The sequence below is a fragment of the Thauera sp. genome, from assembly GCF_035444905.1.
Classification (GTDB): Bacteria; Pseudomonadota; Gammaproteobacteria; order Burkholderiales; family Rhodocyclaceae; genus Thauera.
The window spans coordinates 16,133-37,877 of sequence record NZ_DAOMPS010000041.1; the positions used below are offsets into that span (position 1 = coordinate 16,133).

At 65.7% G+C, this 21,745-nt stretch carries 27 protein-coding genes, 1 tRNA gene and 1 pseudogene; 19 read left to right on the forward strand and 10 right to left on the reverse strand.

Translation table 11 applies throughout. The features are described from left to right. The first annotated feature begins 32 nt into the window (after positions 1-32). The 8 genes and pseudogenes from PLC66_RS16315 (at position 33) to PLC66_RS16345 (ending at position 5,448) form a co-directional block, all read left to right on the forward strand. The gene (locus tag PLC66_RS16315) at positions 33-1,136 is read left to right on the forward strand and encodes a hypothetical protein (RefSeq protein WP_324542305.1); all 1,104 of its coding nucleotides are present in this window, start codon (positions 33-35) and stop codon (positions 1,134-1,136) included. A gap of 449 nt (positions 1,137-1,585) precedes the next feature. Then, positions 1,586-1,927, forward strand: a complete 342-nt coding sequence (locus PLC66_RS16320) for a type II toxin-antitoxin system RelE/ParE family toxin (RefSeq protein ID WP_324542307.1) — start codon at positions 1,586-1,588, stop codon at positions 1,925-1,927. Between the two features lies 1 nt (position 1,928). Beyond that, positions 1,929-2,249 (forward strand): helix-turn-helix domain-containing transcriptional regulator, encoded by a 321-nt coding sequence (locus PLC66_RS16325; protein WP_324542309.1) that lies wholly within the window; start codon positions 1,929-1,931, stop codon positions 2,247-2,249. Positions 2,250-2,349: 100 nt separating this feature from the next. Then, positions 2,350-2,718: pseudogene (locus tag PLC66_RS22930) on the forward strand (NERD nuclease); the annotation flags it as partial. A 369-nt stretch (positions 2,719-3,087) separates the two neighbouring features. Then, a complete protein-coding gene (locus tag PLC66_RS22935) occupies positions 3,088-3,297 on the forward strand; it encodes an ATP-binding domain-containing protein (RefSeq protein ID WP_503012228.1) in 210 nt (69 codons plus the stop codon). 53 nt (positions 3,298-3,350) lie between these two features. Continuing rightward, positions 3,351-3,737, forward strand: a complete 387-nt coding sequence (locus PLC66_RS16335) for an HIT family protein (RefSeq protein ID WP_324542311.1) — start codon at positions 3,351-3,353, stop codon at positions 3,735-3,737. Next, positions 3,737-4,690 (forward strand): HNH endonuclease, encoded by a 954-nt coding sequence (locus PLC66_RS16340; RefSeq protein WP_324542312.1) that lies wholly within the window; start codon positions 3,737-3,739, stop codon positions 4,688-4,690. Before PLC66_RS16335 ends, PLC66_RS16340 begins: the two co-directional genes overlap by 1 nt. Before the next feature lie 155 nt (positions 4,691-4,845). Next, positions 4,846-5,448, forward strand: a complete 603-nt coding sequence (locus tag PLC66_RS16345) for an HD domain-containing protein (RefSeq protein ID WP_324542313.1) — start codon at positions 4,846-4,848, stop codon at positions 5,446-5,448. Here PLC66_RS16345 and PLC66_RS16350 read toward each other — a convergent pair. The 3 genes from PLC66_RS16350 to PLC66_RS16360 are packed head-to-tail and all read right to left on the reverse strand — an operon-like array spanning position 5,445 to position 7,270. Then, the gene (locus tag PLC66_RS16350; RefSeq protein WP_324542332.1) at positions 5,445-6,131 is read right to left on the reverse strand and encodes a DUF6920 family protein; all 687 of its coding nucleotides are present in this window, start codon (positions 6,129-6,131) and stop codon (positions 5,445-5,447) included. The genes PLC66_RS16345 and PLC66_RS16350 overlap by 4 nt on opposite strands. A 3-nt stretch (positions 6,132-6,134) precedes the next feature. Beyond that, positions 6,135-6,290 (reverse strand): hypothetical protein, encoded by a 156-nt coding sequence (locus PLC66_RS16355; RefSeq protein ID WP_324542314.1) that lies wholly within the window; start codon positions 6,288-6,290, stop codon positions 6,135-6,137. Beyond that, the gene (locus tag PLC66_RS16360; protein WP_324542315.1) at positions 6,287-7,270 is read right to left on the reverse strand and encodes an Acg family FMN-binding oxidoreductase; all 984 of its coding nucleotides are present in this window, start codon (positions 7,268-7,270) and stop codon (positions 6,287-6,289) included. Before PLC66_RS16360 ends, PLC66_RS16355 begins: the two co-directional genes overlap by 4 nt. Positions 7,271-7,564: 294 nt before the next feature. Here PLC66_RS16360 and PLC66_RS16365 point away from each other — a divergent pair, with 294 nt between their 5' ends. From PLC66_RS16365 to PLC66_RS16375, 3 genes are read left to right on the forward strand one after another with little or no spacing between them, the layout of a single operon-like run. Then, on the forward strand, positions 7,565-8,176 hold the full coding sequence (locus tag PLC66_RS16365) for a 3'-5' exonuclease (RefSeq protein WP_324542333.1): 612 nt from the start codon (positions 7,565-7,567) through the stop codon (positions 8,174-8,176). Positions 8,177-8,213: 37 nt separating this feature from the next. Beyond that, positions 8,214-8,618, forward strand: coding sequence for an alternative ribosome rescue aminoacyl-tRNA hydrolase ArfB (gene arfB, locus PLC66_RS16370; RefSeq protein ID WP_324542316.1), 405 nt, complete (start codon positions 8,214-8,216; stop codon positions 8,616-8,618). Between the two features lie 51 nt (positions 8,619-8,669). After that, entirely contained in the window at positions 8,670-8,927 is a 258-nt protein-coding gene (locus PLC66_RS16375; protein WP_324542317.1) for a hypothetical protein, read from the forward strand. Positions 8,928-8,947: 20 nt separating this feature from the next. On the opposite strand, the gene PLC66_RS16380 is transcribed toward PLC66_RS16375, so the two are convergent. Beyond that, on the reverse strand, positions 8,948-9,646 hold the full coding sequence (locus PLC66_RS16380) for an alpha/beta hydrolase (RefSeq protein WP_324542318.1): 699 nt from the start codon (positions 9,644-9,646) through the stop codon (positions 8,948-8,950). A gap of 216 nt (positions 9,647-9,862) precedes the next feature. Here PLC66_RS16380 and PLC66_RS16385 point away from each other — a divergent pair, with 216 nt between their 5' ends. Continuing rightward, positions 9,863-10,198, forward strand: coding sequence for a DUF5710 domain-containing protein (locus PLC66_RS16385; protein ID WP_324542334.1), 336 nt, complete (start codon positions 9,863-9,865; stop codon positions 10,196-10,198). A gap of 450 nt (positions 10,199-10,648) precedes the next feature. Here the strand turns inward: PLC66_RS16385 and PLC66_RS16390 are convergent, their stop codons facing one another. Beyond that, entirely contained in the window at positions 10,649-11,071 is a 423-nt protein-coding gene (locus tag PLC66_RS16390) for a hypothetical protein (protein ID WP_324542319.1), read from the reverse strand. A 106-nt stretch (positions 11,072-11,177) separates the two neighbouring features. On the opposite strand from PLC66_RS16390, the gene PLC66_RS16395 reads away from it, so the two are divergent. Then, positions 11,178-13,412 (forward strand): UvrD-helicase domain-containing protein, encoded by a 2,235-nt coding sequence (locus PLC66_RS16395; RefSeq protein WP_324542320.1) that lies wholly within the window; start codon positions 11,178-11,180, stop codon positions 13,410-13,412. Between the two features lie 38 nt (positions 13,413-13,450). Continuing rightward, positions 13,451-14,044, forward strand: coding sequence for a lipocalin family protein (locus tag PLC66_RS16400; RefSeq protein ID WP_324542321.1), 594 nt, complete (start codon positions 13,451-13,453; stop codon positions 14,042-14,044). Positions 14,045-14,111: 67 nt separating this feature from the next. Here the strand turns inward: PLC66_RS16400 and PLC66_RS16405 are convergent, their stop codons facing one another. Further along, positions 14,112-15,080, reverse strand: a complete 969-nt coding sequence (locus PLC66_RS16405; protein WP_324542322.1) for a TerC family protein — start codon at positions 15,078-15,080, stop codon at positions 14,112-14,114. A gap of 298 nt (positions 15,081-15,378) precedes the next feature. After that, complete coding sequence (locus PLC66_RS16410) at positions 15,379-15,606, reverse strand: hypothetical protein (protein WP_324542323.1); 228 nt, start codon at positions 15,604-15,606, stop codon at positions 15,379-15,381. Positions 15,607-15,882: 276 nt separating this feature from the next. On the opposite strand from PLC66_RS16410, the gene PLC66_RS16415 reads away from it, so the two are divergent. The 3 genes from PLC66_RS16415 to PLC66_RS16425 all read left to right on the forward strand — a co-directional run bounded on the left by PLC66_RS16415 (position 15,883) and on the right by PLC66_RS16425 (position 18,135). Continuing rightward, a complete protein-coding gene (locus PLC66_RS16415; protein ID WP_324542324.1) occupies positions 15,883-16,272 on the forward strand; it encodes an H-NS family nucleoid-associated regulatory protein in 390 nt (129 codons plus the stop codon). Positions 16,273-16,354: 82 nt separating this feature from the next. Next, complete coding sequence (locus PLC66_RS16420) at positions 16,355-17,713, forward strand: ferredoxin reductase family protein (RefSeq protein ID WP_324542325.1); 1,359 nt, start codon at positions 16,355-16,357, stop codon at positions 17,711-17,713. Positions 17,714-17,715: 2 nt separating this feature from the next. After that, positions 17,716-18,135 carry a c-type cytochrome gene (locus PLC66_RS16425; RefSeq protein WP_324542326.1) on the forward strand — a complete coding sequence of 140 codons (420 nt, stop codon included), beginning with the start codon at positions 17,716-17,718 and terminating at the stop codon, positions 18,133-18,135. A gap of 42 nt (positions 18,136-18,177) precedes the next feature. On the opposite strand, the gene PLC66_RS16430 is transcribed toward PLC66_RS16425, so the two are convergent. Next, positions 18,178-20,046 (reverse strand): GGDEF domain-containing protein, encoded by a 1,869-nt coding sequence (locus PLC66_RS16430; protein ID WP_324542327.1) that lies wholly within the window; start codon positions 20,044-20,046, stop codon positions 18,178-18,180. A gap of 115 nt (positions 20,047-20,161) precedes the next feature. Then, positions 20,162-20,494: a hypothetical protein gene (locus PLC66_RS16435; RefSeq protein ID WP_324542329.1), complete on the reverse strand. Its 333-nt coding sequence runs from the start codon at positions 20,492-20,494 to the stop codon at positions 20,162-20,164. Positions 20,495-20,707: 213 nt separating this feature from the next. Between PLC66_RS16435 and PLC66_RS16440 the strand changes: the two genes are divergently transcribed. Then, positions 20,708-21,169 (forward strand): ProQ/FINO family protein, encoded by a 462-nt coding sequence (locus PLC66_RS16440; RefSeq protein WP_324542330.1) that lies wholly within the window; start codon positions 20,708-20,710, stop codon positions 21,167-21,169. A gap of 74 nt (positions 21,170-21,243) precedes the next feature. Here the strand turns inward: PLC66_RS16440 and PLC66_RS16445 are convergent, their stop codons facing one another. Beyond that, entirely contained in the window at positions 21,244-21,402 is a 159-nt protein-coding gene (locus PLC66_RS16445; RefSeq protein WP_324542331.1) for a hypothetical protein, read from the reverse strand. A gap of 115 nt (positions 21,403-21,517) precedes the next feature. Here PLC66_RS16445 and PLC66_RS16450 point away from each other — a divergent pair. After that, positions 21,518-21,593 (forward strand) — tRNA-Thr (locus tag PLC66_RS16450). The last annotated feature ends 152 nt before the right edge of the window (positions 21,594-21,745 follow it).

A 21,745-nucleotide genomic window follows, 5' to 3' on the forward strand; every position in this document is an offset into this window, starting at 1 on the left:
TCGCGGCGCTGACTTCATAACGAGACAAGAAAATGCTTTCTGAACTTGGTTTGAGCGTGGCCCGTTCCATCCCCGTCGAGCAGGTGATTGGTTTGGCGACGGGCAACCTGAGCCTTCACGGTGGGGTGATCCGGGACGCTGCAGGTCGAATCGTCTCCCACTTGGCAATGCCGGCTTCTGCTGGCCTGCTTGGTGCGGTTCCAGGCTTGGGCGCGATCGGGTCGGTCGTGACCGGAATCCAGATGCAAGCCTTGAGCGCGAACGTGGCTGCAGTGAAGGCGGCGACCGATCAGATCCTGAACTACTCGATCGCGACCACCGCGCTGTCGGGCTTGGGTATCGTCACGTCGGTAACTGGCTTCGCCTATCTTGCTTCTCGCCTGAACCGCATCGACAAGCGGCTGAGCACTCTTGAGAAGCAGACGAAAGCCATCAAGCAGTTCCTGCAGTCTTCGCAGCATGCCCAACTGATGACCGCGGTCGATCACCTGCGCCTGTCTCAGCAGGCCACGGATGGCGAGACGCGGCGACACTTGCTCCTTCAGAGCAAGCAGCTGTTCACGACCCTGGCCCATCACTACAAGGTCCAGCTCGGGGAGATCGACGACATCACCGAACTGAATGCGACGGAGGACTGCTACGTCCTCGCCTGCCTCGGCAGCGTGATGGCGATGAGCGACCTCGGCATGGGTGAGGCCGCCCGGGATGAAATGCTTCGCCACTACGCCGACTGGCGTGTGATCGCTCGCAAGCACTGCGGCAAGCTGCTGCTCAAGGATGACCCTGCACGCCTGTTTGACGCCCGGTACGTGCAGTCGGTGCCGGCCGCAAACCTGATTCGCTTCCTCGACTTCACGAATGACAGCAACCGCGGCGTGCAGTGGTTTGACGAGTTACGGCGAACTCTCGACAAGGCCACACTGGTCCGCAGCGCGATGTCAGTCGTCGAGCCCGCCTGCATCGAGTACGCAAACAAACTGCTTGTCAAGAACGAGGTGCTGCAGGGCTTCAACGCCCATATGGGGTTCCTGGCCGAGAAGAAGCTATCGCTCTCGTACTTTGCCCAGAGGGTCGAGGAGGTCCGGGAACGAGAGGGTGCGAAGTTCCTGGTGCTGCAGAACACCGCTTCAGCGTAGCTGCATGGCAGACCGTCGGATCGATGAGCAGGGAAGACGATTGACCCGTCACCTACTGTTGCCGGGGGTATTTTTGGGGGTATGAAAGGACTTTGAGGTCTTAATAGTCTTTCGTTCTGTGGCTTTTAGGCAACAGTTCGATAGCCCTTCGGCCACCATATGCAAGGGCTCGGATTTTCTCCGGGCCCTTTCCTTTTGGCGTCTCCCCCGCGTCGCGCGGGGTTCAGGCGATCCGTGCTGTGGGTGGTCGCCTGCCGAAACGCCCGCAACGGGCCACTTCTTCGGCCAGAGCCGTCTCTTTTCTCCGTTTGTCCTGCGGGTAGGCGCAAGGCGCGGCCTTGAAGAATCAGAAACTTATGCGCGGCATTTCATCGTCAACCAAGGCTATCGGTCGGACGTTCAAACTGCCATGCTGGCTTGACGGGAACCTATACGTTACCATCAAGTCCATGAGCTACCAGATCAAAGAACTACTGCTGGACGATGGATACAGCCCCTTTGCGCAGTGGTTCGGGTCGCTGGAGGCCGTTGCTGCTGCCAAGGTGCGGGTGGCCGTAAGCCGGATGGAGCAGGGCAACCTGTCCAACGTCGAGTGGTTTCGTGGCATTGGTGAGTACAAGATCGACTGGGGGCCGGGGTTGCGCATCTACCTGGCCAAGGACGGTCTGAAGATCATCATCCTGATCGGTGGTGGCACCAAGAAGCGCCAGCAGCAGGACATCGGTCAGGCTGTGGCGCTGTGGGAAGACTACAAGCGCCGCAAGGCATCAACCTCCAAGGGAGCGAAGTGAGATGGCACTGACCCGTGACTTCAAAGAGACCGTGGCCGCGCGTGTGCAAAGCGATCCCGCCTTTGCGCAGGCGCTTCTGGACGAGGCCATCACCCTGTTCGTTAACGGCGAGCCGGAGTCGGCCAAACTGATCCTGCGTGACCTGGTCAACGCCACGGTGGGTTTCGAGGCGCTGGCCGAGGAAATTCACAAACCTGCCAAGAGCCTGCACCGGATGTTGTCAAAGTCGGGCAACCCGACCATGAGCAACATTTCGGCCGTATTTGCCGCCATCAAGCGCGCGCTCAAGGTCGAGGTGCATACCCGGATCGTGATGGCCTGAGGTGCCCTACGTTTTCCGCCTTCCAACTGGCCGTCCTCATGCTGCCATTTCTTGCTGATCCTGTCGTTTCAGTTCTGCAAGAACGTGGTCGGCAGGTTCCGGAAAAACGCAGCTTGCGCTTCGCCTGCTCGACGACGCGGCGACCGCAGGGCAGCGGGCCCTTTACGTCTGCTTCAACCGCACCCTGGCGGATCACATCGGTCGCATCGCGCCGGCGCGTGCGCGGGTGTCGAGTTTTCACGAGCTCTGCGTGGAGCACTGGCGGCGCACTCAGGGTGAGCCGGACTTCACCGCCGAGGGCATCTTCCAGGCGGTCGTCGACCGCTACGGCAGCGACGCGCAGGACTTCGAGGCGCTGTACGACCTCGTGATCATCGACGAAGGGCAGGACTTCGACCCCGCCTGGGTCGTGAGCCTGCTGCCGCAGTTGAAGGAAGACGGGCGGCTCTATCTGCTCGAGGACGAGGCGCAGCGTCTCTATGAGCGCGACGGCTTCGACCTCGACGGCGCGGTCAGCGTGCGCTGCAACGACAACTTCCGTTCGCCGCGCGCCATCGTCGATGTGATCAACGCCCTGGGCCTGGCGGAGGGCGTGGTCGAGGCACGCAGCCCCTACGTGGGCGAACTCCCGGGGTTTCGCGCCTACGACGACGAGCGCGGCCTGCGTCGCCAGACGCTGGCGGCGGTGGAGTCTTTGCGCGAGCGCGGGATCCCGCTTGCCGACATCGTCGTCCTGAGTGCGCGTGGGCACGGGCGTTCGCTCCTGCTCAAGGCGGCGAAGCTGGGGACCTTCGGGCTGCGGAGGTTTCTGGGGCGATATACCGCCGACGGGGAGCCGGTGTGGTCAGAGGGCGAGCTCCTGATCGAGTCCGTTCACCGGTTCAAGGGACAGAGCGCGATGGGCGTCGTGCTCGCGGAGGTGGATTTCGAGCAACTCGACGACGCGGTGCGCAGGCGTCTGTTCGTTGGCATGACGCGAGCGCAATTGGCGCTCGAGGTGGTAGTGTCGCGGGCTGCGGAGTCGGCGCTGGGTGAGGCGCTGGCATGAGTACGCGATGCCTCGCGCCTTCTGCTTGTACCCGATGGAAGTAAGATTCAGGCATGAGCAAAGCGAGCTGCCCCTTCTGCGCGCTGCCTGCGGAGCGCATCCTGATCTTGGCGGATGAGGCGCTGGTGATCCGTGACGCCTTTCCTGTGTCGCCGGGACACACATTGGTCATCCCGCGTCGTCACATCGGATCCTTCTTCGACTTGAGCGACGCAGAGCGCACCTGCGTGGTTGAACTGCTCGCGCAGGCGAAGGCACAGCTGGATCTCAGTTTCCAGCCAGACGGCTTCAATATCGGCATAAACGACGGCGCCGCTGCCGGGCAGACCGTCCAGCACCTCCATCTGCACCTGATCCCGCGCTTTCTGGGTGACGTCCCGGACCCGCGTGGTGGCGTGCGCTGGGTCATGCCCGGCAAGGCGAAATATTGGGTCGAGTGATGAGTCTTGCCACCTACGCCGATCAGTTCCGCCGGCTCAAGGTCAATGTGGCGCATGGCCGTGCCAGCCCGCACAAGATCTGCATGCTGCTCGCCGTGCTTGATCTGGCCCGCGGCGGGGCGCTCACCGAGAACCGCATCGAATACGCACCGCCGCTGCTCGAACGCTACGCGATGTACTTCAACGCGGTCCGGGGTCCGGGCGACCATCCCAATCCTTACTTTCCCTTCTTCCACCTCGCGGGGAGCTTGCGCGGTGGTGGCGCGAGTTTCTGGCACCTGCAACCCAGGCCTGGGCGCGAGTCCGTGTTCGAGAGCATGAGCACCGCGAGAACGGCAAGGCAGATGACGGAAAACATCGATCATGCCCGGCTCGACACCGAACTTTTCGAGCTGCTGCAGGATGAGCGCGCGGTCGATGCGCTGAGCGCGGTGCTCGCCGAGACCTGGTTCGACCGTGGCCTGCGGGACCTTGACGCGGTGGTGGGGCGGACGCGGCAAATCAATCACTACGAGCGAGTGCTCCGAACTTCGAACAGTCCGGCCCTGATCGCTGCCGAGGCGGCGCCGAGCTATGTCCGCGACCCCGCGTTCCGGCGCGTGGTGACCGAAATCTATGACTTCCGCTGCGCGGCAACTGGCCTACGGCTGGTGTTGCCCGATGGAGCGGCGATGGTGGAGGCGGCACACATCCATCCGTTCAGCGAAGCTGCTGATGACGACCCACGTAATGGCTTGGCACTTACGCCAGACATGCACTGGGCGCTCGATCGTCACCTGATTGCGCCGGACACCGACTTTCGCTGGCGGGTGAGTTCCTCGCTGGATCGCCGCATACCCGACTACCGAGTGCTGACCGAGCTGGAAGGCAAACCGCTGTTTTTGCCGCGCGAGGCGCGGATGTATCCGAAGCGGGAGGCGATTGAGTGGCGGATGGCGATGCTGCTTAGGTAAGTGCGACCCGAGGTCTGGCGGTCGCCGCTCATGAGAAGTGCCGGCGCGACTTCGATAAATGTCAGGGCGCACCAGCTATCGAACTGGGTGCACCGGGTGAGCCTTGGATGTCGGAAAGTGGCAATCGAAAAAACGACCACTCACGAGCCCATTTCATGACCCAGAAGTTCGACACCGCCCTGTCGCTCGCCCTCGAAGCTCACGCGGGCCAGATCCGCAAGGGGACCGAGAACGCTCTTGGCTTGCCATTGCCGTACAGCACGCACCCGGTTGCAGTGGCGACTTTGGTTCAACGCTATGGTGGCAACGAGGACCAGGTCATCGCCGCGCTGCTGCACGACGTCCTCGAAGACGGTGGTCCGCAGTGGGCCGAGCCGATCCGCGACGCCCTTGGTGGCAAGGTCCTCGACCTCGTGCAGTTCTGTACCGACGGTCTGCCCGATGCCCAGGGGCAGAAAAGCCCCTGGCGTGAGCGGAAGGAGCTCTACCTCGCCCACCTGCGCGCGGCAGAGGGCGACGGCGTTCTCGTTTCTGCCTGCGACAAGCTGGCCAACCTGCAGGCGATCCTGCTTGACCTCACGGAGATCGGTGAGTCGGTGTGGAAGCGCTTCACCGGGGGCAAGGACGGATCGCTGTGGTACTACGCGGAGTTGGTCGAGGCCTTTGGCGGACGGGTGCCGGCGGCGCTGGAAGTTGCATTGCGGCGCGATCTGGCGGCGGTGCTGGAGCTTGCCGAAGCGAAGAGTGTTCGGCGCTAGCGGTGGTAGTGGATCTCGGTGATCGTGCCTCTCCAGTACGGTCGTCGGCCTTCTGGCGTGATCCATGCCACTTCGCCCCGAACGGGAATCAGCAGCCCGTCGCGTCGCTGGTAGTCGAACACGCGGCCCTCCCAAGGCGTCGGGATGATCCGATTGCCCACTGTGCGGCCGCGGTATTCGGCGCGGATGGTCTCGATCAGCCCGTCGGCGCCGAAGTGGAACGTCATGGTCAGCCGTACGTCGCCGTCCACCAGTGTGGCGCGGGCGCTCTGCTCGTCGACCGGCTCCCACTGCATGCCCTGGCTGGGCAGCAGTGCGGTGGGGTACCACGCCGCCTCGGCCATGAAGCGCATCAACTCGCCGCGTGCCACCTCGCCCCGGTCGCGCAGGCGCATCAGGGTGACCAGCCCCGCGATCGCCGGCTCCAGAATCCCCTCGCCGTCCACATAGGCGTCATGCACGAGCACGTCGAGCCCCGGAGCGATCGACACACGGCCGGCCCAAACGAAGCCGGGGCGGCGCGTCACCACACGTTGCCGGGAGGTGAAGGGCTTCCACTGATCGCCCGTCTGGCTCATGTTGAACGAACCACGGTGGACCACATCCACGGCCCGGATGATCGGTGTCCCCTCCGGCAAGACCTGCTGCAGATGACGCGCAACCGGCTCCGGCAGCCCCTGCAGCTCCTAGGGGTTGAAACGCTCGACCGCAGCGCTTGATCGGCTGGCCTCCAGCTTGTCCAGCAACGCGCGCGTCTTCGAGGACCAGCACCACCGCCCGAGTCCCCAGAGGGCGATTGCGACGATGACAACGGCCACTAGGCCGAACAGGAGCCATTTCATGATGGGGTGCATCCCCGGTCCGCTCGGCTCGCCACGGCTTCGAGCACCGCCTCCGGGGGACGCCGTGGGGCGGGCGGAAGGGCTTCCGTGGGGTGTCCCCATCGCATCAGCAACTGGGGGTGATCCACCGTGCCCAGCAGAGCCTGGAGGCGCGTGCGCAGCTTGGGCACTTCGACCGGCTGATTCAGGTAGGACGCTTGCAGCCCGTGGCGGCAGCCCACGAGCAGGGCGCATTGCAGCGCCTGCCCGGCATGCAGCCAGGACTGGACGTCGTCCCCCGCCGTGGTGAGCACCGTCAGCCAGGGGGAGGCCGTCAGCAGTTGCTGGTCCTTGGCCGCCACGCCGTTACCCATGTCGAAGGTGCGTACCACTGCCTGCGCAATCGGGGCGGCCAACGCAGGTATGCTCAGGCCATCGCCGTCGCGTCGGGGATGCATCCACATGGCCAGTTCGCGGCGCCAGCGCGGGTCGTCCCACTGTTGGCGGTCGCCCTCGGCGACCAGTGCTCCAGCCACCTGCCGCTGCTCGATGTCGAGGGTCAGCAGCCTTGCGCCCTGCGCAGCCACAGACGAAGTGACACTCGCGACGACGTCTGGCGAGACCTCTCGGGCGTCGAAGGCTTTGCGGTAGGTGCGGCGCTGCTCGATGAGCGGACCCAGGGCAGCGAGGTCCGTGTCGGCCGGATCGGCGGTCAGCTCAACGCGTGCCAGCCAGTCTCCGTCGGTATCATCGGGCAACAGATGCACTCGCGTGCCCCGACCTGCATCGGCCGAGGCTGCCCGCAGCGCCATCAAGGCGGCTCCGCAACTGATGATGAGCTCCCGGTCGAACGGGTCGTTTACCGGCAGGGCGCGGGTGCGATCCGCCAACAGGTCGATAGCCGAAGCCGTCGCACGAAACCGCCATGGCTGGGTGTTGTGGCTAGAAGGGGCAAGAACGGCCCGTTGAACAAGGGCGCGGATGGCGTCGGCAGCAAGCATGGTGATTTCCCCCTCATCGGTCGAAGCCAGATCGATGCTTCACAGATTATCGAAACCTCATGTCAATCGACAAAGACCCGCGTGTCCATCCATGAGCTTGCGCCCGGTTGCCGTTCGGTATCGGCTCGGTCTGCATTTCAGTCAGGTTCAGCCCCGCAAAGCGGCCCATCGACCCGACTTCGTAGCGCGCATCCGCCATTGCCGGGTCGGACGGCGCGTACACTGCCTATAATCCCGCCCGGTCACCAAGGTGCGCATAGACCACGCGCTACGTCCGAGAGGAAGATGTTGAGCATGGAAGCGGTGGCAGTCATAGATTTCGAGACCACGGGGCTGTCGCCCGCGCAAGGCGACCGTGCCACGGAGATCGCAGCGGTCATCGTGGAGGACGGTCGCGTGGTCGACCGCTACCAGAGCCTGATGAACGCGGGCGTGTGGATTCCCGCCTACATCGAGGCGCTGACCGGGATCACGAACGCCATGGTCCGCAGCGCACCTTCGGCGGGCGAGGTCATGCGCGAGGTGTCCGATTTCATCGGCGACATGCCGATCGTCGCCCACAACGCCTCGTTCGACGCCAAGTTCTGGGACGCGGAGCTCGCGCGCATCCAGCGCAGCAGAAAGCAGGACTTCGTGTGCTCGCTGCTGCTGTCCCGACGCCTCCTGCCCGCCGCGCCCAGCCACAAGCTCGGGGTCCTGGTCGAGTACGCCAATCTGCCGGTCGCCGGGCGCTACCACCGTGCGCTGGCCGATGCGGAGATGGCCGCGAGCCTGCTGCTGCGGCTCGAGGATGAACTGCGGCTGCGGCATCAGGTGCCCAGGGTGTCGGTCGATCTGCTGCGCCAGATTCAGCGTGCGTCGAAGGCGCAGCTGCCACGATGCCTGGCCGCTGCCCGGGAATGCTGATGCGCGTGCGACGTGGGGCGCGGACAGGGACTCAGCGATGACGGCCCGCTTCACGCTCGCTCCCGACGAGATCGAGATCACCGCGATCCGCGCGCAGGGGGCGGGCGGCCAGAACGTGAACAAGGTGTCGAACGCGGTGCACCTGCGCTTCGATATCGCCGCATCGAGCCTGCCCGAGGACATCCGCACGCGACTGCTGGCCCTGCGCGACCATCGGATCAGCAAGGAGGGCGTGGTGATCATCAAGGCGCAGAAGTTTCGCAGCCTGGAGAAGAACCGCGCCGAGGCGCTGCGCCGGCTGGAAGAATTGATCGAACACGTTGCGTCACCTCCGAAGGTGCGTCGCGCGACCCGACCGACTCGCGCGTCCGTCACCCGCCGCCTGGAGGGGAAGGCGCGGCGGGCGTCGGTCAAGGCGGCACGGGGGAGGGTGAGTGATTGAAGTGCGGCGGACAGCGCCCAGAAATGATCAGGTCGACGAATGAGGTTCTCCATGAAACACATCGCCGCAGCATCGGTCAGCCTTGGCCTTTACCTTTCGAGTGGCGCAGCGCTCGCCAGCACGGCTCCGGACGACGTCTCGAGCGGCCGTGCATCGCTGCTGTTCATCGTATTGCTCGCGGCCGTGGTGATCCTGGTTGGCAAGACGGCGATCGCCATTGCAAGAAACAAGATGGAAAAAGAGAACGCGGCCGCGAAGGCGCAGGCTGAGCGCGAGGCGCAGAAAAGCGAGTCCGAAACGAAGGGGTAGGGCGGGCGCCGGGCCTTCCCTCAGCGTGCCTTAGCGAATACGCGCTCTAGCCACCTCCCAATGTCGGCGATCTCGGCCATGCACACCGAGTGGGGCATGGCGTAGGTGCGCCACTCGGGCTCGAGACCGAGCGTCTGCAAGAGGCCCAGCGCCTGCTCCCCGAGTTCGAGCGAGACCACGTCGTCGTGGGTTCCGTGCGCGGCAAAGACCGGAATTTGCCGGTTCGCTTCGGCGAGGTCGTCGGTGATCAGCCTGGCGCTCGGAATGTAACTGGAGAGCGCCATGAGGCCCGCGAGCGGCGCCGGGTGCGTGAGCGCGCTCAGGTAGGCGACGGCGCCGCCTTGCGAGAATCCCGCGAGGATGATGCGTTCGCTCGGGATGCCGCGCGCGGCTTCGCGCTCGATCAGGTGGCGGACGAAGGCGCGCGATTCGAGCAGGCCGGCTTCGTCGAGCTGACGGGCGTTGGGCGCCAGCGAGATGATGTCGTACCAGGCGCGCATCACGTAGCCGCCGTTGCAGGTCACAGGGCGGAAGGGCGCGTGCGGGAAGACGAAGCGCAGCGCCAGCCCTGCGGGTAGGCCCAGCTCCGGCACGATCGGCGCGAAGTCGCTGCCGTCGGCGCCCAGGCCATGCATCCAGATGACCGACCACTGCGGGTTCGGGCCGGTTTCGATCTCGATGGGCGGGGTGTCGGCGGTGAAGGGGGTGTGTTCGGTCATCTTGGTCTCGGCAAGGGCTTCGTTGCGGCGTGGCCCGGAGCTTTTCCCCAGCCGGTGGGGACAGGGGTGTGGGCGAGCCTGTGGATAAGGGACGCGGCCCCTTGTTGTCCGTGCGTTTCCGGGGCACGCTTAATTTTGAGGCAGTTTGAGGCTGAGGGGATGCCTGCTGGCGCAAAGCCTATAATGCGCCCCCGCCAAGTCGATCGCGAAGCCGCCATGCGCCACAACCTGAAGGTCCCGTTTGCCGAGAAAGACCAGGCCAAGAAGCTGGGTGCGCGCTGGGATGCAGCGCGCAAGCTCTGGTACGTCGAGGCCGGTCTTGACTTGGCGCCGTTCTCGCGCTGGCAGCCTACGCCGCATGACGCCTCGGCGCCGGCATCGGCGCCCGCCCCGCGACGCAGTACCGCCGCGAAGTCGATGACCGAGGGAAAGGTTCAGGTGGGCAGCCGCTTCGTGGCCCTGCCGCGGGTGTGCGACTGCCTGCCGTGGGAGGACTGCGACAAATGCCGGCTGCAGCAATGGCCCGAGCCTCAACCTCGGTCAGGGTATTGATCGCACCGTCGAGACCATGCTTCATGGATCAGGCACACGGTTGTGTGAGGGCATTCGGAATGCCGATTGCGTGGGGGGCGCGCATGCGGCAAGCTCGCCTTGTGCGCTGCTTTCCAGCCTGCAGCGCGCTTATCGACATCATGCAGTTCGCCGCAGCCAGACCTTCGGCAAGCGACAGATTTCCGGATGGTGCAGACACCGCAGACCCTTCAACCAAAATGCCTGATCTTCGACCTGGAGACCGTCCCTCAAGCGGACGGTGACCGCCAACGGATCATCAAGATCGGCGCCCTTCGACCGGACACCGGCGAGACGCTCGAGCTCAACGTGCGGGCCCGGCTCGAGGCCGCGCTCCCTCGTCTCGAGTCGATGTGTGCCGGGGCGAGCTTCGTTCTCGGACACAACGTGCTGGCCCACGACCTGCCGGTGCTGCGCGAGCTCGCTCCGGATTCACGGCTGCTGCAGCTTCCGGTGATCGACACCCTGCGCCTGTCGCCGCTCGCCTTTCCGCAAAACCCCTACCACCGGCTGATCAAGAACTACAAGCTGATCCGCGACAGCCTCAACTCGCCGCTGGCGGATTGCCGCTCGACGCTGACCCTGTTCGCCGATCAGCAGCTCGCCTTCGACAGGCTGTTCGAGGCGAATGCCGACGAGCTGCTGTGCTACCAGGCCTTGATCGCACCGCGCACCGGGCCGGGGCTGGGCAACTTCCTGTTTGCGCTGACCCGGCGTACGCCGCTGTCGCTTGACGCCGTGGCGGATCGTCTGCCGGCCCTGCTGGCGGAAACCGACCCCGGGCTGGCGCGCACGCTCAAGGTGTGCCGCACCCGGCTGGCGAGCCTGATCGCACTGCCTGTCGAAGTGGGGCAACGACTTCCGGCCGGACTACCTGTACGCGGCGCGCTTCATCCGCGAGTTCTCGGGAGAGGGTGCGCTCGCACCGATCGGCTGCTTCACCGCCACCGCCAAGCAGGACGTGCTCGACGACATCCGCCAGCACTTCCTCGACGAGCTGGGCGTGCGCTTTGCAGCCTTCATCGGCACGCCCGAGCGGCCGAACCTGCATTTCGAGGTTTTCCCGGTGACGGCGGGCGAAAAGTTCGCGCGCACGCACGCCCTGCTGCTCGACGAACTGGGCGATCGAGACGGTGGCGCGGTGGTCTTCGTCGCCAGCCGCAAGAAGGCGGAAGAGTTGGCCGACTTCCTGCTGGGGCAGAACTGGTCCTGCCGGTATTTCCACGCCGGGCTGCAGCCGCACGAGAAGGAGGACATCCAGGACGACTTCCTGCGCCGCTACTTCGCGGGCAAGGAGGACGTCCTGCAGCTGGCCACCAGCGAGGGCTCGTGGAAGGCGATCATCGAAGCGCTCAACCCCACGCAAAAGGCCATCGTCACCGATCACGAGGACCGCAACCGACTCGTGCTCGCCGGCCCGGGCTCGGGCAAGACGCGGGTGGTGGTGCATCGCATCGCCTACCTGCTGCGCGTGCGGCGGGTGCCGGCCGCGGCGATCATCGCGCTCACCTTCAACCGCCATGCGGCCAACGAGATCCGCACGCGCCTGTTCGCCCTGGTCGGCAAGGACGCGATCGGGATCACCGTGCTCACCTACCACGCGATGGCGATGCGGCTCACCGGCACCAGCTTCGAGCGCCGTGACAAGGTGGAAGAGGGCGAACTCGACGCCGTGCTCGATCGCGCCGCGGCACTGCTCGAAGGTGGCGCTTCGATGGAGGGCGAGAACGACCTGCGCGAGCGCCTGCTGCAGGGCTATCGCTACATCCTGGTGGATGAATACCAGGACATCGACGACCGCCAATACCGGCTGGTCAGTGCGCTTGCCGGGCGACACGACGAGCAGGACGGCGAGCTGTGCATCCTCGCCGTCGGCGACGACGACCAGAACATCTACCAGTGGCGCGGCGGCAGCAATCGCCACATCGCCCGCTTCTGCGAGGAATACGGCGCGCAGATCAGCTTCCTGGTGGAAAACTACCGCTCCAGCCGGGCCATCATCGCCGCGGCCAATCAGCTGATCGAGCACAACGCCGCGCGGCTGAAGGCGGAACATCCGATCCGCATCGACCAGGCGCGTGCGGCCGGTCCCGCCGGGGGGCAGTGGGAGGCGCTCGACCCCGCGCGCCGCGGCAGTGTGCTGAGGCTGCGTGTTGCGGGGCCCGACCGGCCCTGCGGCAACCTGCAGGCCCAGGCCGCAGTGGCCGAACTCGACCGGCTGCGCGCACTGGACGGGCGGGCAGACTGGCAGGGGTTTGCGGTGCTCGCGCGCAGCCACCGCTACCTGTGGCCGGTGCAGGCCTTGTGCGAGCGCGCGGGTATTGCGTACTTCCTCGCCACCGACAAGCAGAGCGGGCTGCCGCTCACCCGGCACCGTCCCTTCGTTCGCCTCGTCGCGCACCTGCGCGCGCGCGCCGGGCCTGCGCTCGCAGCCGCGGCGGTGGCCGAGATCGCCCGCGAGCACACCGCCGATCCGCTCTGGGGGGATTTCTTCGCCACCGCCTTCGAGCAACTCGGTGGCGAATATGGCGACTGCCTGCTTGCGCCCGCGACGGTGATCGACTGGCTCTACGACTACGCGCGCGAGCTCCGCCAGCAGGCGCGCCCGGGGCTCTTTCTCGGCACGGTCCATGCGGCCAAGGGGCTGGAGTTCGGCCACGTCGCCCTGCTGGACGGAAACTGGGAGGCCTCATCCGAGCAGCTGGACGAGGCCCGCAGGCTCTACTACGTGGGCATGACGCGGGCTGAGCAGACGCTGACGCTGTGCGAGTTCGACCCCGGTAACGCCTTCGTCGCCGAGCTGGGCGCGTGTACGCAGTACCGTCGCTTCGAAGGCAGTCACGACCCGGCGCTGGACGCGCAGTACCAGGTGCTGGGCCTGGGCGATGTGGATATCGGCTTCGCCGGCCGCCAGCATCCTGGTGCGCCGGTGCACCAGGCGATCAGCAGACTCGAACCGGGCGACCCGCTGACGCTGCGCGCGGACGGTGATCGTTGCGCCTTGTTCGATCTGCGCGGTAACAAGGTCGGCCGCACGGCAAGGGCCTTCAGGCTCGCCCTCGAACCCGAACGCTGCGAGGTCGCCGGCATCGTCGTCCGCTACAAGGAAGAGACCGAGCCGGCCTACATGGACAGCGTGAAGTGCGAGCAATGGGAGGTGGTGGTGCCCAGGCTGCGTGGCAGCCGGGTGGGCTGACTTTGGAACGTATGCGCACGACACCCGTCCGAGACACCATGAACATCAAGAACCTCAAGACAACGACGTTCGCGCTGCTGCTGGCCGCCGGCGTGCAATCGGCTTGCACGACGACGGCCGACACGGCCAGCAGCGCGCCCCTGCAGTCCATCCCCACGCTGGATGTGGCGCGCTACATGGGTACCTGGCACGAGATCGCGAAGTACCCCAACCGCTTCCAGCAGCAGTGCGTCAGCAATACGCAGGCCGAGTACAGCCTGCAGGGCGCAGGGCGTGTGCAAGTCATCAACCGTTGCCAGACCAGCGATGGCAGCGTGGCCGAAGCGGTCGGCACGGCGCGCCAGGTGGGGCCGGCCGACTCGTCGCAACTCAAGGTCCGCTTTGCCCCGGCGTGGCTGTCCTGGCTGCCCATGGTGTGGGGCGACTATTGGGTGATCGATCTCGACCCGGCTTACCAGCTGGTCGCAGTGAGTGAGCCGCGGCGCGAGTATCTCTGGGTGCTGTCGAGGACGCCTGCGGTCGACGAGCAGGCCTACCGCCGACTGCTCGCTCGCCTCGAGGCGCGCGGATTCGACGTGCAGCGCCTGGAGCGCAGTCCGCAGGATGCCGACGAGCAGGTCTCGCCCGAATAGGCAGCAGGGCTTTCGCCGCAGCTGCCACCCCGAGAGGCCGCCCCGGGGGCAGGGGCGGCTTCTCGGCTCAGCTCGCGCGTGCAGCTTCGGCTTTGCGCGCGGAGTACCACAGGCTGGCCGCGACCGAGCAGGCGAGGATGGTGGCGACCACCGACAGCGACACCATGACCGGAATCTTCACCCACTCGACGATCAGCATCTTGGTGCCGATGAAGACCAGGATTGCCGCCAGGCCGTACTTGAGCAGCTCGAAGCGATCGCCGAGGTCGGCGAGCAGGAAGTACATCGCGCGCAGGCCGAGGATGGCGAACAGGTTCGAGGTCAGCACGATGAAGGGGTCGGTGGTGATCGCGAAGATCGCCGGGATGCTGTCGACCGCGAAGATCACGTCCGAGATCTCGACCAGCACCAGGGCGAGAAAGAGCGGCGTCATCATGCGCACGCCGTCGCGCATCACGAAGAAGCGCTCGCCCTCGAGCTTGTCGGTGACCGGGTAGTGGTTGCGGATCCAGCGGATGAGCGGGTTCTTCTCGAGGTCCGGGTCGTGCTCGGAGAACCACGCCATCTTGATGCCGGTGACGACCAGGAAGGCGCCGAAGACGTACAGGATCCAGTGGAACTCGCTGATCAGCCAGCTGCCGGCGAAGATCATGATCGTGCGCAGCACGATCGCGCCGACGATGCCGTACAGCAGCACGCGGCGCTGCAGCTCGAGCGGCACCGCGAAGAAACTGAAGATCATCATCCACACGAAGACGTTGTCGACCGCAAGCGACTTCTCGACCAGATAGCCGGTGACGAATGCGAGGGTCTTCTCGTTGGCCAGCGCGCGCCCCATGCTGCCGTCCAGATACCACCACAGCCCGCCGGCAAACAGCATCGCCACCGTGACCCAGGCCAGCGACCAGCCCGCGGCCTCTTTCAAGGACACCCGATGCTGCCTGCCGCCACCGAAGGCGAACAGGTCCACCAGCAGCATCGTTACCACGATGGCGGCAAAGGCCGCCCATAACCACCACGTTCCGATCGATTCCATCGCATGCTCCGCACAAAACGAAAAAGGGCCTGTTCCCGAAGGACACAGACCCCTGCGTGCTGTCGTTGCACGGACCTTGCCCTTGGGCAAGGTCTCGCTTGCAACGGATTCGAACGTTGCCCCCGGCACCGGGAGAGGATCTGGCGACCGCTCTGCCGTGATGACGATGCCGGGGCGAAAAAGCTACTCCCCTTGATGGGCGGCGAGTTTATGCCGACCTGTGGCAAAGTCAAGGCCCATGACGGTCATCGCCCCGGCCCGCGGGTTCCGAGGGTCCCGACCTTGATGGCTGATGGTCTCACTGCCCGTCGGGTGAGCATTCCGCCAGCGCCGTCCAGCGCAGCCACTGGCCACATGCCGAGCGTACGCCACGCAAGCTCCGATGCCACGGTCCTTCGATGCACACGCCGCGCACCGCGGCCGAGGCGACCTCGACCGTGTCCGGCTCGACACCGGGTCGTCGTCGCCCATGCCAGCGGTTGCAGCTGATGCAGCGCCTGTCGCTGACCGCCTGGACTAAGGGCATCGTGCTTTCCTGCTTGGTCACCCTGAATTCCCTTTCACATCCGCGTTGCGAGCGTCGGCGATGATTCTACTTGGGAGTGCCGCGAAGTTCATTGCGCTATCGTCTGTGGCACGGTGTATGCACGGCACTTCGGCCTCGATCCGGTGCCCTCAGGAGAAGGAGGCGCTCGACGCGGGCCGCTTGCTGCGGAAACGCCTCTGGATCGGCGAATTTTCGGCTGATGCGCCGGACAGACCCGCGTATCATGAGTGCCTCTGAAACGAAGTGAGTCTGCGCATGACCATCGAGCTGAGTGAGCACACCCTGCCAGAACTGGAGGCCATGCTTGCCGAGGTCGAGCGCGAGATTGCGGTGCGCGAGGGGCTGGAGGCCGCGCGGGTTGGCGGCGAGTCGGCCGCGCCGGTGGCGGGCGAGGAGCCGCAGGCGGCCGTCGCCGACGAGGCGACTGTAGTGGCGCCCGAGGTGGCGCCCGAAGTGGTGGCCGAAGTGGTGCCCGCAGCGGCGCCCATTCGCTTCGTCCATCCTGCCAGCCGCGCCTTGACGTGGAACGGTGAGGGTGCGACGCCCGACTGGATCACGGCTTACCTGGCGCATGGCGGCTCCTGGAGTGCGCTGGAGAACGCAGCGGAAAAGCTGGCGCAGAGTCACCACCGCCGTTCGTCTTGAGCATGGCGCGGGCTGGAGCAGGCTTCAGCCCCGCGGCCGTGGGCGCGTGGTGGCGTGTGCTCGATCCGATGAGGACGTGACCATGACCGCAAGCCATGCCGCGCAATCCGCCTGGGTGCGCTGGCGGCGTGCACGCGGTGCCGTCGTATGGGTTGCGGCCTACCTGCTGCTCGTGTGTGCGCCGCTGCTGTTGCTGCTCAGCGGCAGGGTGCCGCCCGGTGCGGGGCTGTGGTGGGATCTGTCGATGGCGTTCGGTTTTGCGGGCCTGGCCGTGATGGGCGTGCAGTTTGCCCTGACGGCGCGCCTGCGTCGTGCGACCGCGCCATTCGGCATCGACATCATCTATTACTTTCACCGTCTCGCCGCGCTCGTCGGCATCGGCCTGATCCTCGCTCATTGGCTGATCGTGCGTGTCGCTCATGGCGAGGCCCTCGGGTCGCTCGACCCGCTCGAGGCGCCCGGCCACATGAGCGCCGGACGACTTGCGCTGGTCTTCTTCCTGGTGCTGATCGGCACCTCCCTGTGGCGCAAGCGGCTGGGCCTGGAGTACCGGCGCTGGCGCATGCTCCATACGGTAGTCGCGACAGCGGCCATGCTGCTGGCGGTAATCCATGTGCTGGGGGTGGGCTACTACACGGGCGAGGGCTGGAAGCGGTGGCTATGGATCGGCTACACCTTGTCGTGGGTGTTGCTGATTGTGCATGTGCGGGTGGTCAAGCCCTGGCGCATGAGGCAGCGGCCCTACCGGGTGGTGGAGGTACGCGCCGAGGGAGGTGGCACGACCACGCTGACGGTCACGCCCGACGGCCATGCCGGACTGCGCTTCGCGCCGGGCCAGTTCGCCTGGTTGACGGCGCGCGCCTCGCCGTTCAGCTTCGAGGAGCATCCGTTCTCGTTCTCGGGCAGTGCGGAGCAGCCCGGGCGACTGGCGTTTTCGATCAAGGCGCTGGGAGACTTCACGCGCACCGTGGCCACCATGGAGCCCGGCGAGACGGTGTACCTCGACGGTCCCTACGGTGTGTTCAGCACGGAGCGCTATCCACAGGCGAGGGGCTTCGTCTTCGTCGCTGCGGGGGTGGGTATTGCACCGATCATGTCGATGCTGCGCACCCTGGCCGATCGCGGCGATCGGCGGCCCTTGCTGCTGATCGATGCGAACAGGGACTTGGGGTCGGTGATCTTCCGTGACGAGCTCGAAACGCTGCGCGCACGGCTCGCCCTGCGCATCGTGCATGTGCTCGAAGATCCGCCAGTCGACTGGCCTGGCGAGCGCGGCCGCATCGACGCGGCCCTGCTGCGGCGGGTGCTGCCGGCTGCGCTGGAGGGGCATGAATACTTCGTCTGCGGGCCGCGGGTGGTGAGCGAGATTGTGCAACGCGAGCTGCACGCGCTCGGCGTCGGCCTCGGCCATTTGCATTTCGAACTCTTCGACATGGTGTAGCGATGCGTGAGCGACTGGCCCGCTGGGTTGCGCTGCTGACGGTGCTGGTCACCGTGTCCCTGTCGCTGCGCTTTGCCTGGGTGCACAACGAGCAGTCGTTCGCGCGCGAGGGCTTGAACGATTCTGCGCCCGTCGCGCTGCCCGCGCCGATCGAGGGGGGCGAGCATCGGGGCCGGGTGGTGTTCGACCGCAATCGCTGCGCGAATTGCCATTCGGTGGCGGGCGAGGGGAATCCACGCTATCCGCTGGACGGCGTCGGCGCCCGGCGCACCCGCGCCGAACTGCACGACTGGGTGGTGGGCGCAGCGGCGCTGGAGGCGGTGCTGCCGTCCAGTGCATATCGGCGCAAGCAGCAATACCAGGCCATGCCCGACGATGAACTCGATGCGTTGCTCACTTACCTGCAGAGCCTGCACGACTGACCGGGGTGCGCCCGGGCTGGTGCAGGTGGCGCGCGCCGGGCGCTAGGCTGCGGGCGTGGCAGTGGCAGTGGCAGTGGCAGTGGCGGTGGCGGTGGCGGGGGGAAGCGGGGCGACGACAACTTGGTTGCGGCCGGCCTGCTTGGCTTGATACATCGCCGTGTCGGCACGCTTGAGGGCGGCTCCAAGGGGCTCGCCGTCGCCCAGCGGGGTGACGCCGGCGCTGAAGGTGATCACCACCTTCTGCTGATCGGCCATGAAGAATTCCCGAGTCAGCTCGCGCTGCAGGCGGACGAGCGCCTGCTGGGCATCGCTGTCGGCCGTCTCGGGGAGCAGGATGACGAACTCCTCGCCGCCGAAGCGGGCGAGCACGTCCTGTGGGCGCAGATGCTGGCGTACGATGCGCGCCAGATGCACGAGGGCGTCGTCGCCCACTTTGTGGCCGAGGCTGTCGTTGAGCTTCTTGAAGTGGTCGATATCGAGCAGCGCGATGGCCAGACGGCTGCCGCGGCGCTGGGCGCGTGCGGCCTCATTCTGGAACATCTCTTCCAGGCCGCGCCGGTTCAGCGCGCCGGTGAGCTGGTCGTGGCGCATGAGGCGGCTGGTTTCCTCGAGCTGGGCCTGCAGGCTGGAAACGCGCGACTCGGCTTCGCGCGCCTGTTCGCGGGCCGCGATCAGTTCGCCGCGCGAGCGCCGCGCCTCTTCCTGGATGCTGCGCGTCTCGGCCATGACCTCATCGAGCAACGGGCCGATCTCGGCGATGTCCCTGGCCTGGGCAATGCGTTGCGCGCAGGTGCCGATGCGGTCGTGGTACGTGCCGGTGCTCTCCGAGAAGCGCGCGAGCTGATCGACGAAGCCCGCCAGCATTTCGCGCAGGTGACGTTGGGTCTCGACCAGACTGTGCTTGAGCTGGCCCTGCTTGGAGATGAGTTCGCCGAGTCGCCGTGTGGCATCGTCGATCTTGCGCGGATCGGGCTTGCTGTCGACGATCTCGCGCAGCATCTCGACCTGCCCGCTGAGCCATTGATCGTCGAGCACGATGTCGTCGATGTTGCGCAGCAACAGGCGCAGCAGCTCGAGCAGGCCGGCGCGCACCTCGGCGTCATCGGCGGCGGTGAGCTCGATCTCGCGAGTGAGTTTGCGCAGGCGCTGGCCGATCGGAGGCAGGTCGGCGACATCGCGGCTGGCGTCGACGGCGGCCGCGATTGCCCGGGCCTCAGAGCTGAGTTCGGAGTGCTCGGTGAGCAGTGCGGGAAGGGCCTGCCCCAGGCTGATGCGCAGTAGCTCGCGCAGGGTGTCGAGCAGTTCGATACTGCCGGCGGTGCCGACCATGCGAGTGGTTGCGGTGCCGGCGCGGGCTGTCGCAGGTGGCGTTGGCGCGGTGCCAGGCCCCGTGTCAGCGCTACCGGCCACCTCCACTGCGTTCGAATCGGCATTGGCGCCCGATTGGCTCCAGCCGCGCATCAGTCCCTGCAGCCGAGTGTACAGCGTGCTCGCGTCGGAGGCGTTGAGCACGCGGTCAAGCGATTCGCGCTTGCGCGCGGTGGTCCAGCCGGCGTGGCGGGTCTCCCATTGACGCAGCAGGCTGGCGATGACTTCGTTCCAGGCCGGTTGTTCGACCGCCTTGAGTCCGTCGATATAACGCTCCAGCGCGGCTTCGGCGACTTTCGGCTGGCCGTCCGTGAGCGCTTGCTCGATTTGGCGCAGGTGGCGCTGTCGGTCTGCGGTGTCGCGCGGCAGTCGGCGCGCGAGCTTGCGTACGAAGGCTTCGGGTAGCTCCTCGTCCCTGGCTGTCGAGCCTGCGATCTCGTGATAGAGCTTGCGGTAGTTGTCCGGCGTGGGTGCCACTCGGCGCATGGCGAGCTGGCGAAGCGTCTCGCGGGCGATTTCTGAGGGATTGCTGAGCGCGGACATGGCGGACGTGACCTCGAGCAAGAGCGTGCAGGCCTCGCGATTATACGGGGCGGCGGCGAGCGGCAGTGCAAGCCCTCAGTCGATCTGTCCGCGTGTCAGGCGATGGCAGGAGCCCTTATCGTGGTGCGTTTTCGTCGGGCAGGTCATAGCGGTCCGCGATATAGGCGGGCCCCTTCATCACGAAGACGATGAAGGAGCCGATCGCGACCGTGACCACGACCGTCCAGTGCAGCACGACCGCAGCAATGACCCAGATGTCGATCATCTGCAACGCCCGCGCAGTCTCGACACTGGTGTCGCCCCACCACAGCAGTCGTGCGAACAGTGAAATGGCCACGCAAGCGGCGGTGCCCGCCAGCGCGATCATCGGCAGGCGTCGCAGGATGCGCCGCTCGATGCCGGCGGGCTCGCTACGTGAGTCCGGTAGTCGCTTCCAGCGCTTCTTCATGACGCGCTCCAGAAAAGTGAGCCGACGCGTTGCGGTGCCGCGACAACTGTCGGGAAAGGGCGGCGCCAGACTCCAGAAGTGATCGTCGGCAAGGTCTTGCAAGGGGGGCAGGGGTAGAATGTCGGACCAGTCGCAAGGCTTTGCCGCAATGGATTACCCCGAGCCATCCAGTGTGCCGTTGACGCCCGACCTTACTCCAGAGTTCTCGAACCGATGACCGCCGAACACGCCTCCACGTCCACCGCTGCTCCGGGAGCAGCGCCGTCCGTCGAACCCGCCAAGCCTGCTCCTCGCCTCGAACCCCGCGCGATGCTAAAGCGCCTGGAAGCTGAGTGCCCGGTATTTCGGGACTGCAAGCCTTTGGCGCTGAAGATCGACAACAGCATCATCGAGCGCTTTCCCGACTTCGAGCGCAAGACCTTGCGTATCGCGCTGCGTATGCATACCGCTTCCACACGCTACTTGAAGGCTGTCGAGCGTAATGCCCAGCGATTCGACCTCGATGGCAATCCGGTAGGGGAGGTCACCGAAGAGCAGCGGGTTCACGCCAGCACGACGCTCAAGGAGCGCTTTGCCGCGGCCGCCAAGCAACAGCGTGAAAAGCGTGAAGCCGAGGAGGCCGAGCGCCGCAAGCAGGAAAAGCTGCAGCAATTGGTGAGCCGCTTCGGCCGCTGAAACCGGGTGATTGACTGGCCGCGTGCCCGAGGGCTTGAGGACACTGGCCCTGGCGTGCGCTGGCTGACATGGCCTCAGGGGGTGTCGCGCCTGAGCGCTCCTGACCTCGCAAGCCACACGGCGGCACCGGCCGCGATGGTCACCGCAAGGCCTCCCCCGACATGGCCGGTGCCGATCATGAGTCCTGCGAGCAGCCCTAGCGCCATCAGGGCACGCGTGTTGATCGATTGCATGGTGCCGTCTCCTGCATTGGTTTTGCTGTAGGGGAACTGTATAGAAATACAGTAACCGATGCAAGTCTCGCGGGGCAGTCAGTTCGTCCGCCTTAGGCTATAATCCGCGTCCGTCGCCGGCATAGCTCAGTTGGTAGAGCAGCTGATTTGTAATCAGAAGGTCGTGGGTTCGATTCCTATTGCCGGCACCACCGATCATTGAAGCGGCTGTTGAGTCAAGAATCTTTTGCAGTGCAAAAAATGATTTGACTTTGGTTCAGTTGTCGCTTATAGTTCTGTTTCTCCGACGCGGGGTGGAGCAGTCTGGCAGCTCGTCGGGCTCATAACCCGAAGGTCGCAGGTT

Coding starts and splice junctions, on each gene's coding strand:
- PLC66_RS16315 (WP_324542305.1), top strand. CDS start 33: ATGCTTTCTGAACTTGGTTTGAGCGTGGCCCGTTCCATCCCCGTCGAG.
- PLC66_RS16320 (WP_324542307.1), top strand. CDS start 1,586: ATGAGCTACCAGATCAAAGAACTACTGCTGGACGATGGATACAGCCCC.
- PLC66_RS16325 (WP_324542309.1), top strand. CDS start 1,929: ATGGCACTGACCCGTGACTTCAAAGAGACCGTGGCCGCGCGTGTGCAA.
- PLC66_RS16335 (WP_324542311.1), top strand. CDS start 3,351: ATGAGCAAAGCGAGCTGCCCCTTCTGCGCGCTGCCTGCGGAGCGCATC.
- PLC66_RS16340 (WP_324542312.1), top strand. CDS start 3,737: ATGAGTCTTGCCACCTACGCCGATCAGTTCCGCCGGCTCAAGGTCAAT.
- PLC66_RS16345 (WP_324542313.1), top strand. CDS start 4,846: ATGACCCAGAAGTTCGACACCGCCCTGTCGCTCGCCCTCGAAGCTCAC.
- PLC66_RS16355 (WP_324542314.1), bottom strand. CDS start 6,290: ATGAAATGGCTCCTGTTCGGCCTAGTGGCCGTTGTCATCGTCGCAATC.
- PLC66_RS16360 (WP_324542315.1), bottom strand. CDS start 7,270: ATGCTTGCTGCCGACGCCATCCGCGCCCTTGTTCAACGGGCCGTTCTT.
- PLC66_RS16365 (WP_324542333.1), top strand. CDS start 7,565: ATGGAAGCGGTGGCAGTCATAGATTTCGAGACCACGGGGCTGTCGCCC.
- arfB (WP_324542316.1), top strand. CDS start 8,214: ATGACGGCCCGCTTCACGCTCGCTCCCGACGAGATCGAGATCACCGCG.
- PLC66_RS16375 (WP_324542317.1), top strand. CDS start 8,670: ATGAAACACATCGCCGCAGCATCGGTCAGCCTTGGCCTTTACCTTTCG.
- PLC66_RS16380 (WP_324542318.1), bottom strand. CDS start 9,646: ATGACCGAACACACCCCCTTCACCGCCGACACCCCGCCCATCGAGATC.
- PLC66_RS16385 (WP_324542334.1), top strand. CDS start 9,863: ATGCGCCACAACCTGAAGGTCCCGTTTGCCGAGAAAGACCAGGCCAAG.
- PLC66_RS16400 (WP_324542321.1), top strand. CDS start 13,451: ATGAACATCAAGAACCTCAAGACAACGACGTTCGCGCTGCTGCTGGCC.
- PLC66_RS16405 (WP_324542322.1), bottom strand. CDS start 15,080: ATGGAATCGATCGGAACGTGGTGGTTATGGGCGGCCTTTGCCGCCATC.
- PLC66_RS16410 (WP_324542323.1), bottom strand. CDS start 15,606: ATGCCCTTAGTCCAGGCGGTCAGCGACAGGCGCTGCATCAGCTGCAAC.
- PLC66_RS16415 (WP_324542324.1), top strand. CDS start 15,883: ATGACCATCGAGCTGAGTGAGCACACCCTGCCAGAACTGGAGGCCATG.
- PLC66_RS16420 (WP_324542325.1), top strand. CDS start 16,355: ATGACCGCAAGCCATGCCGCGCAATCCGCCTGGGTGCGCTGGCGGCGT.
- PLC66_RS16425 (WP_324542326.1), top strand. CDS start 17,716: ATGCGTGAGCGACTGGCCCGCTGGGTTGCGCTGCTGACGGTGCTGGTC.
- PLC66_RS16430 (WP_324542327.1), bottom strand. CDS start 20,046: ATGTCCGCGCTCAGCAATCCCTCAGAAATCGCCCGCGAGACGCTTCGC.
- PLC66_RS16435 (WP_324542329.1), bottom strand. CDS start 20,494: ATGAAGAAGCGCTGGAAGCGACTACCGGACTCACGTAGCGAGCCCGCC.
- PLC66_RS16440 (WP_324542330.1), top strand. CDS start 20,708: ATGACCGCCGAACACGCCTCCACGTCCACCGCTGCTCCGGGAGCAGCG.
- PLC66_RS16445 (WP_324542331.1), bottom strand. CDS start 21,402: ATGCAATCGATCAACACGCGTGCCCTGATGGCGCTAGGGCTGCTCGCA.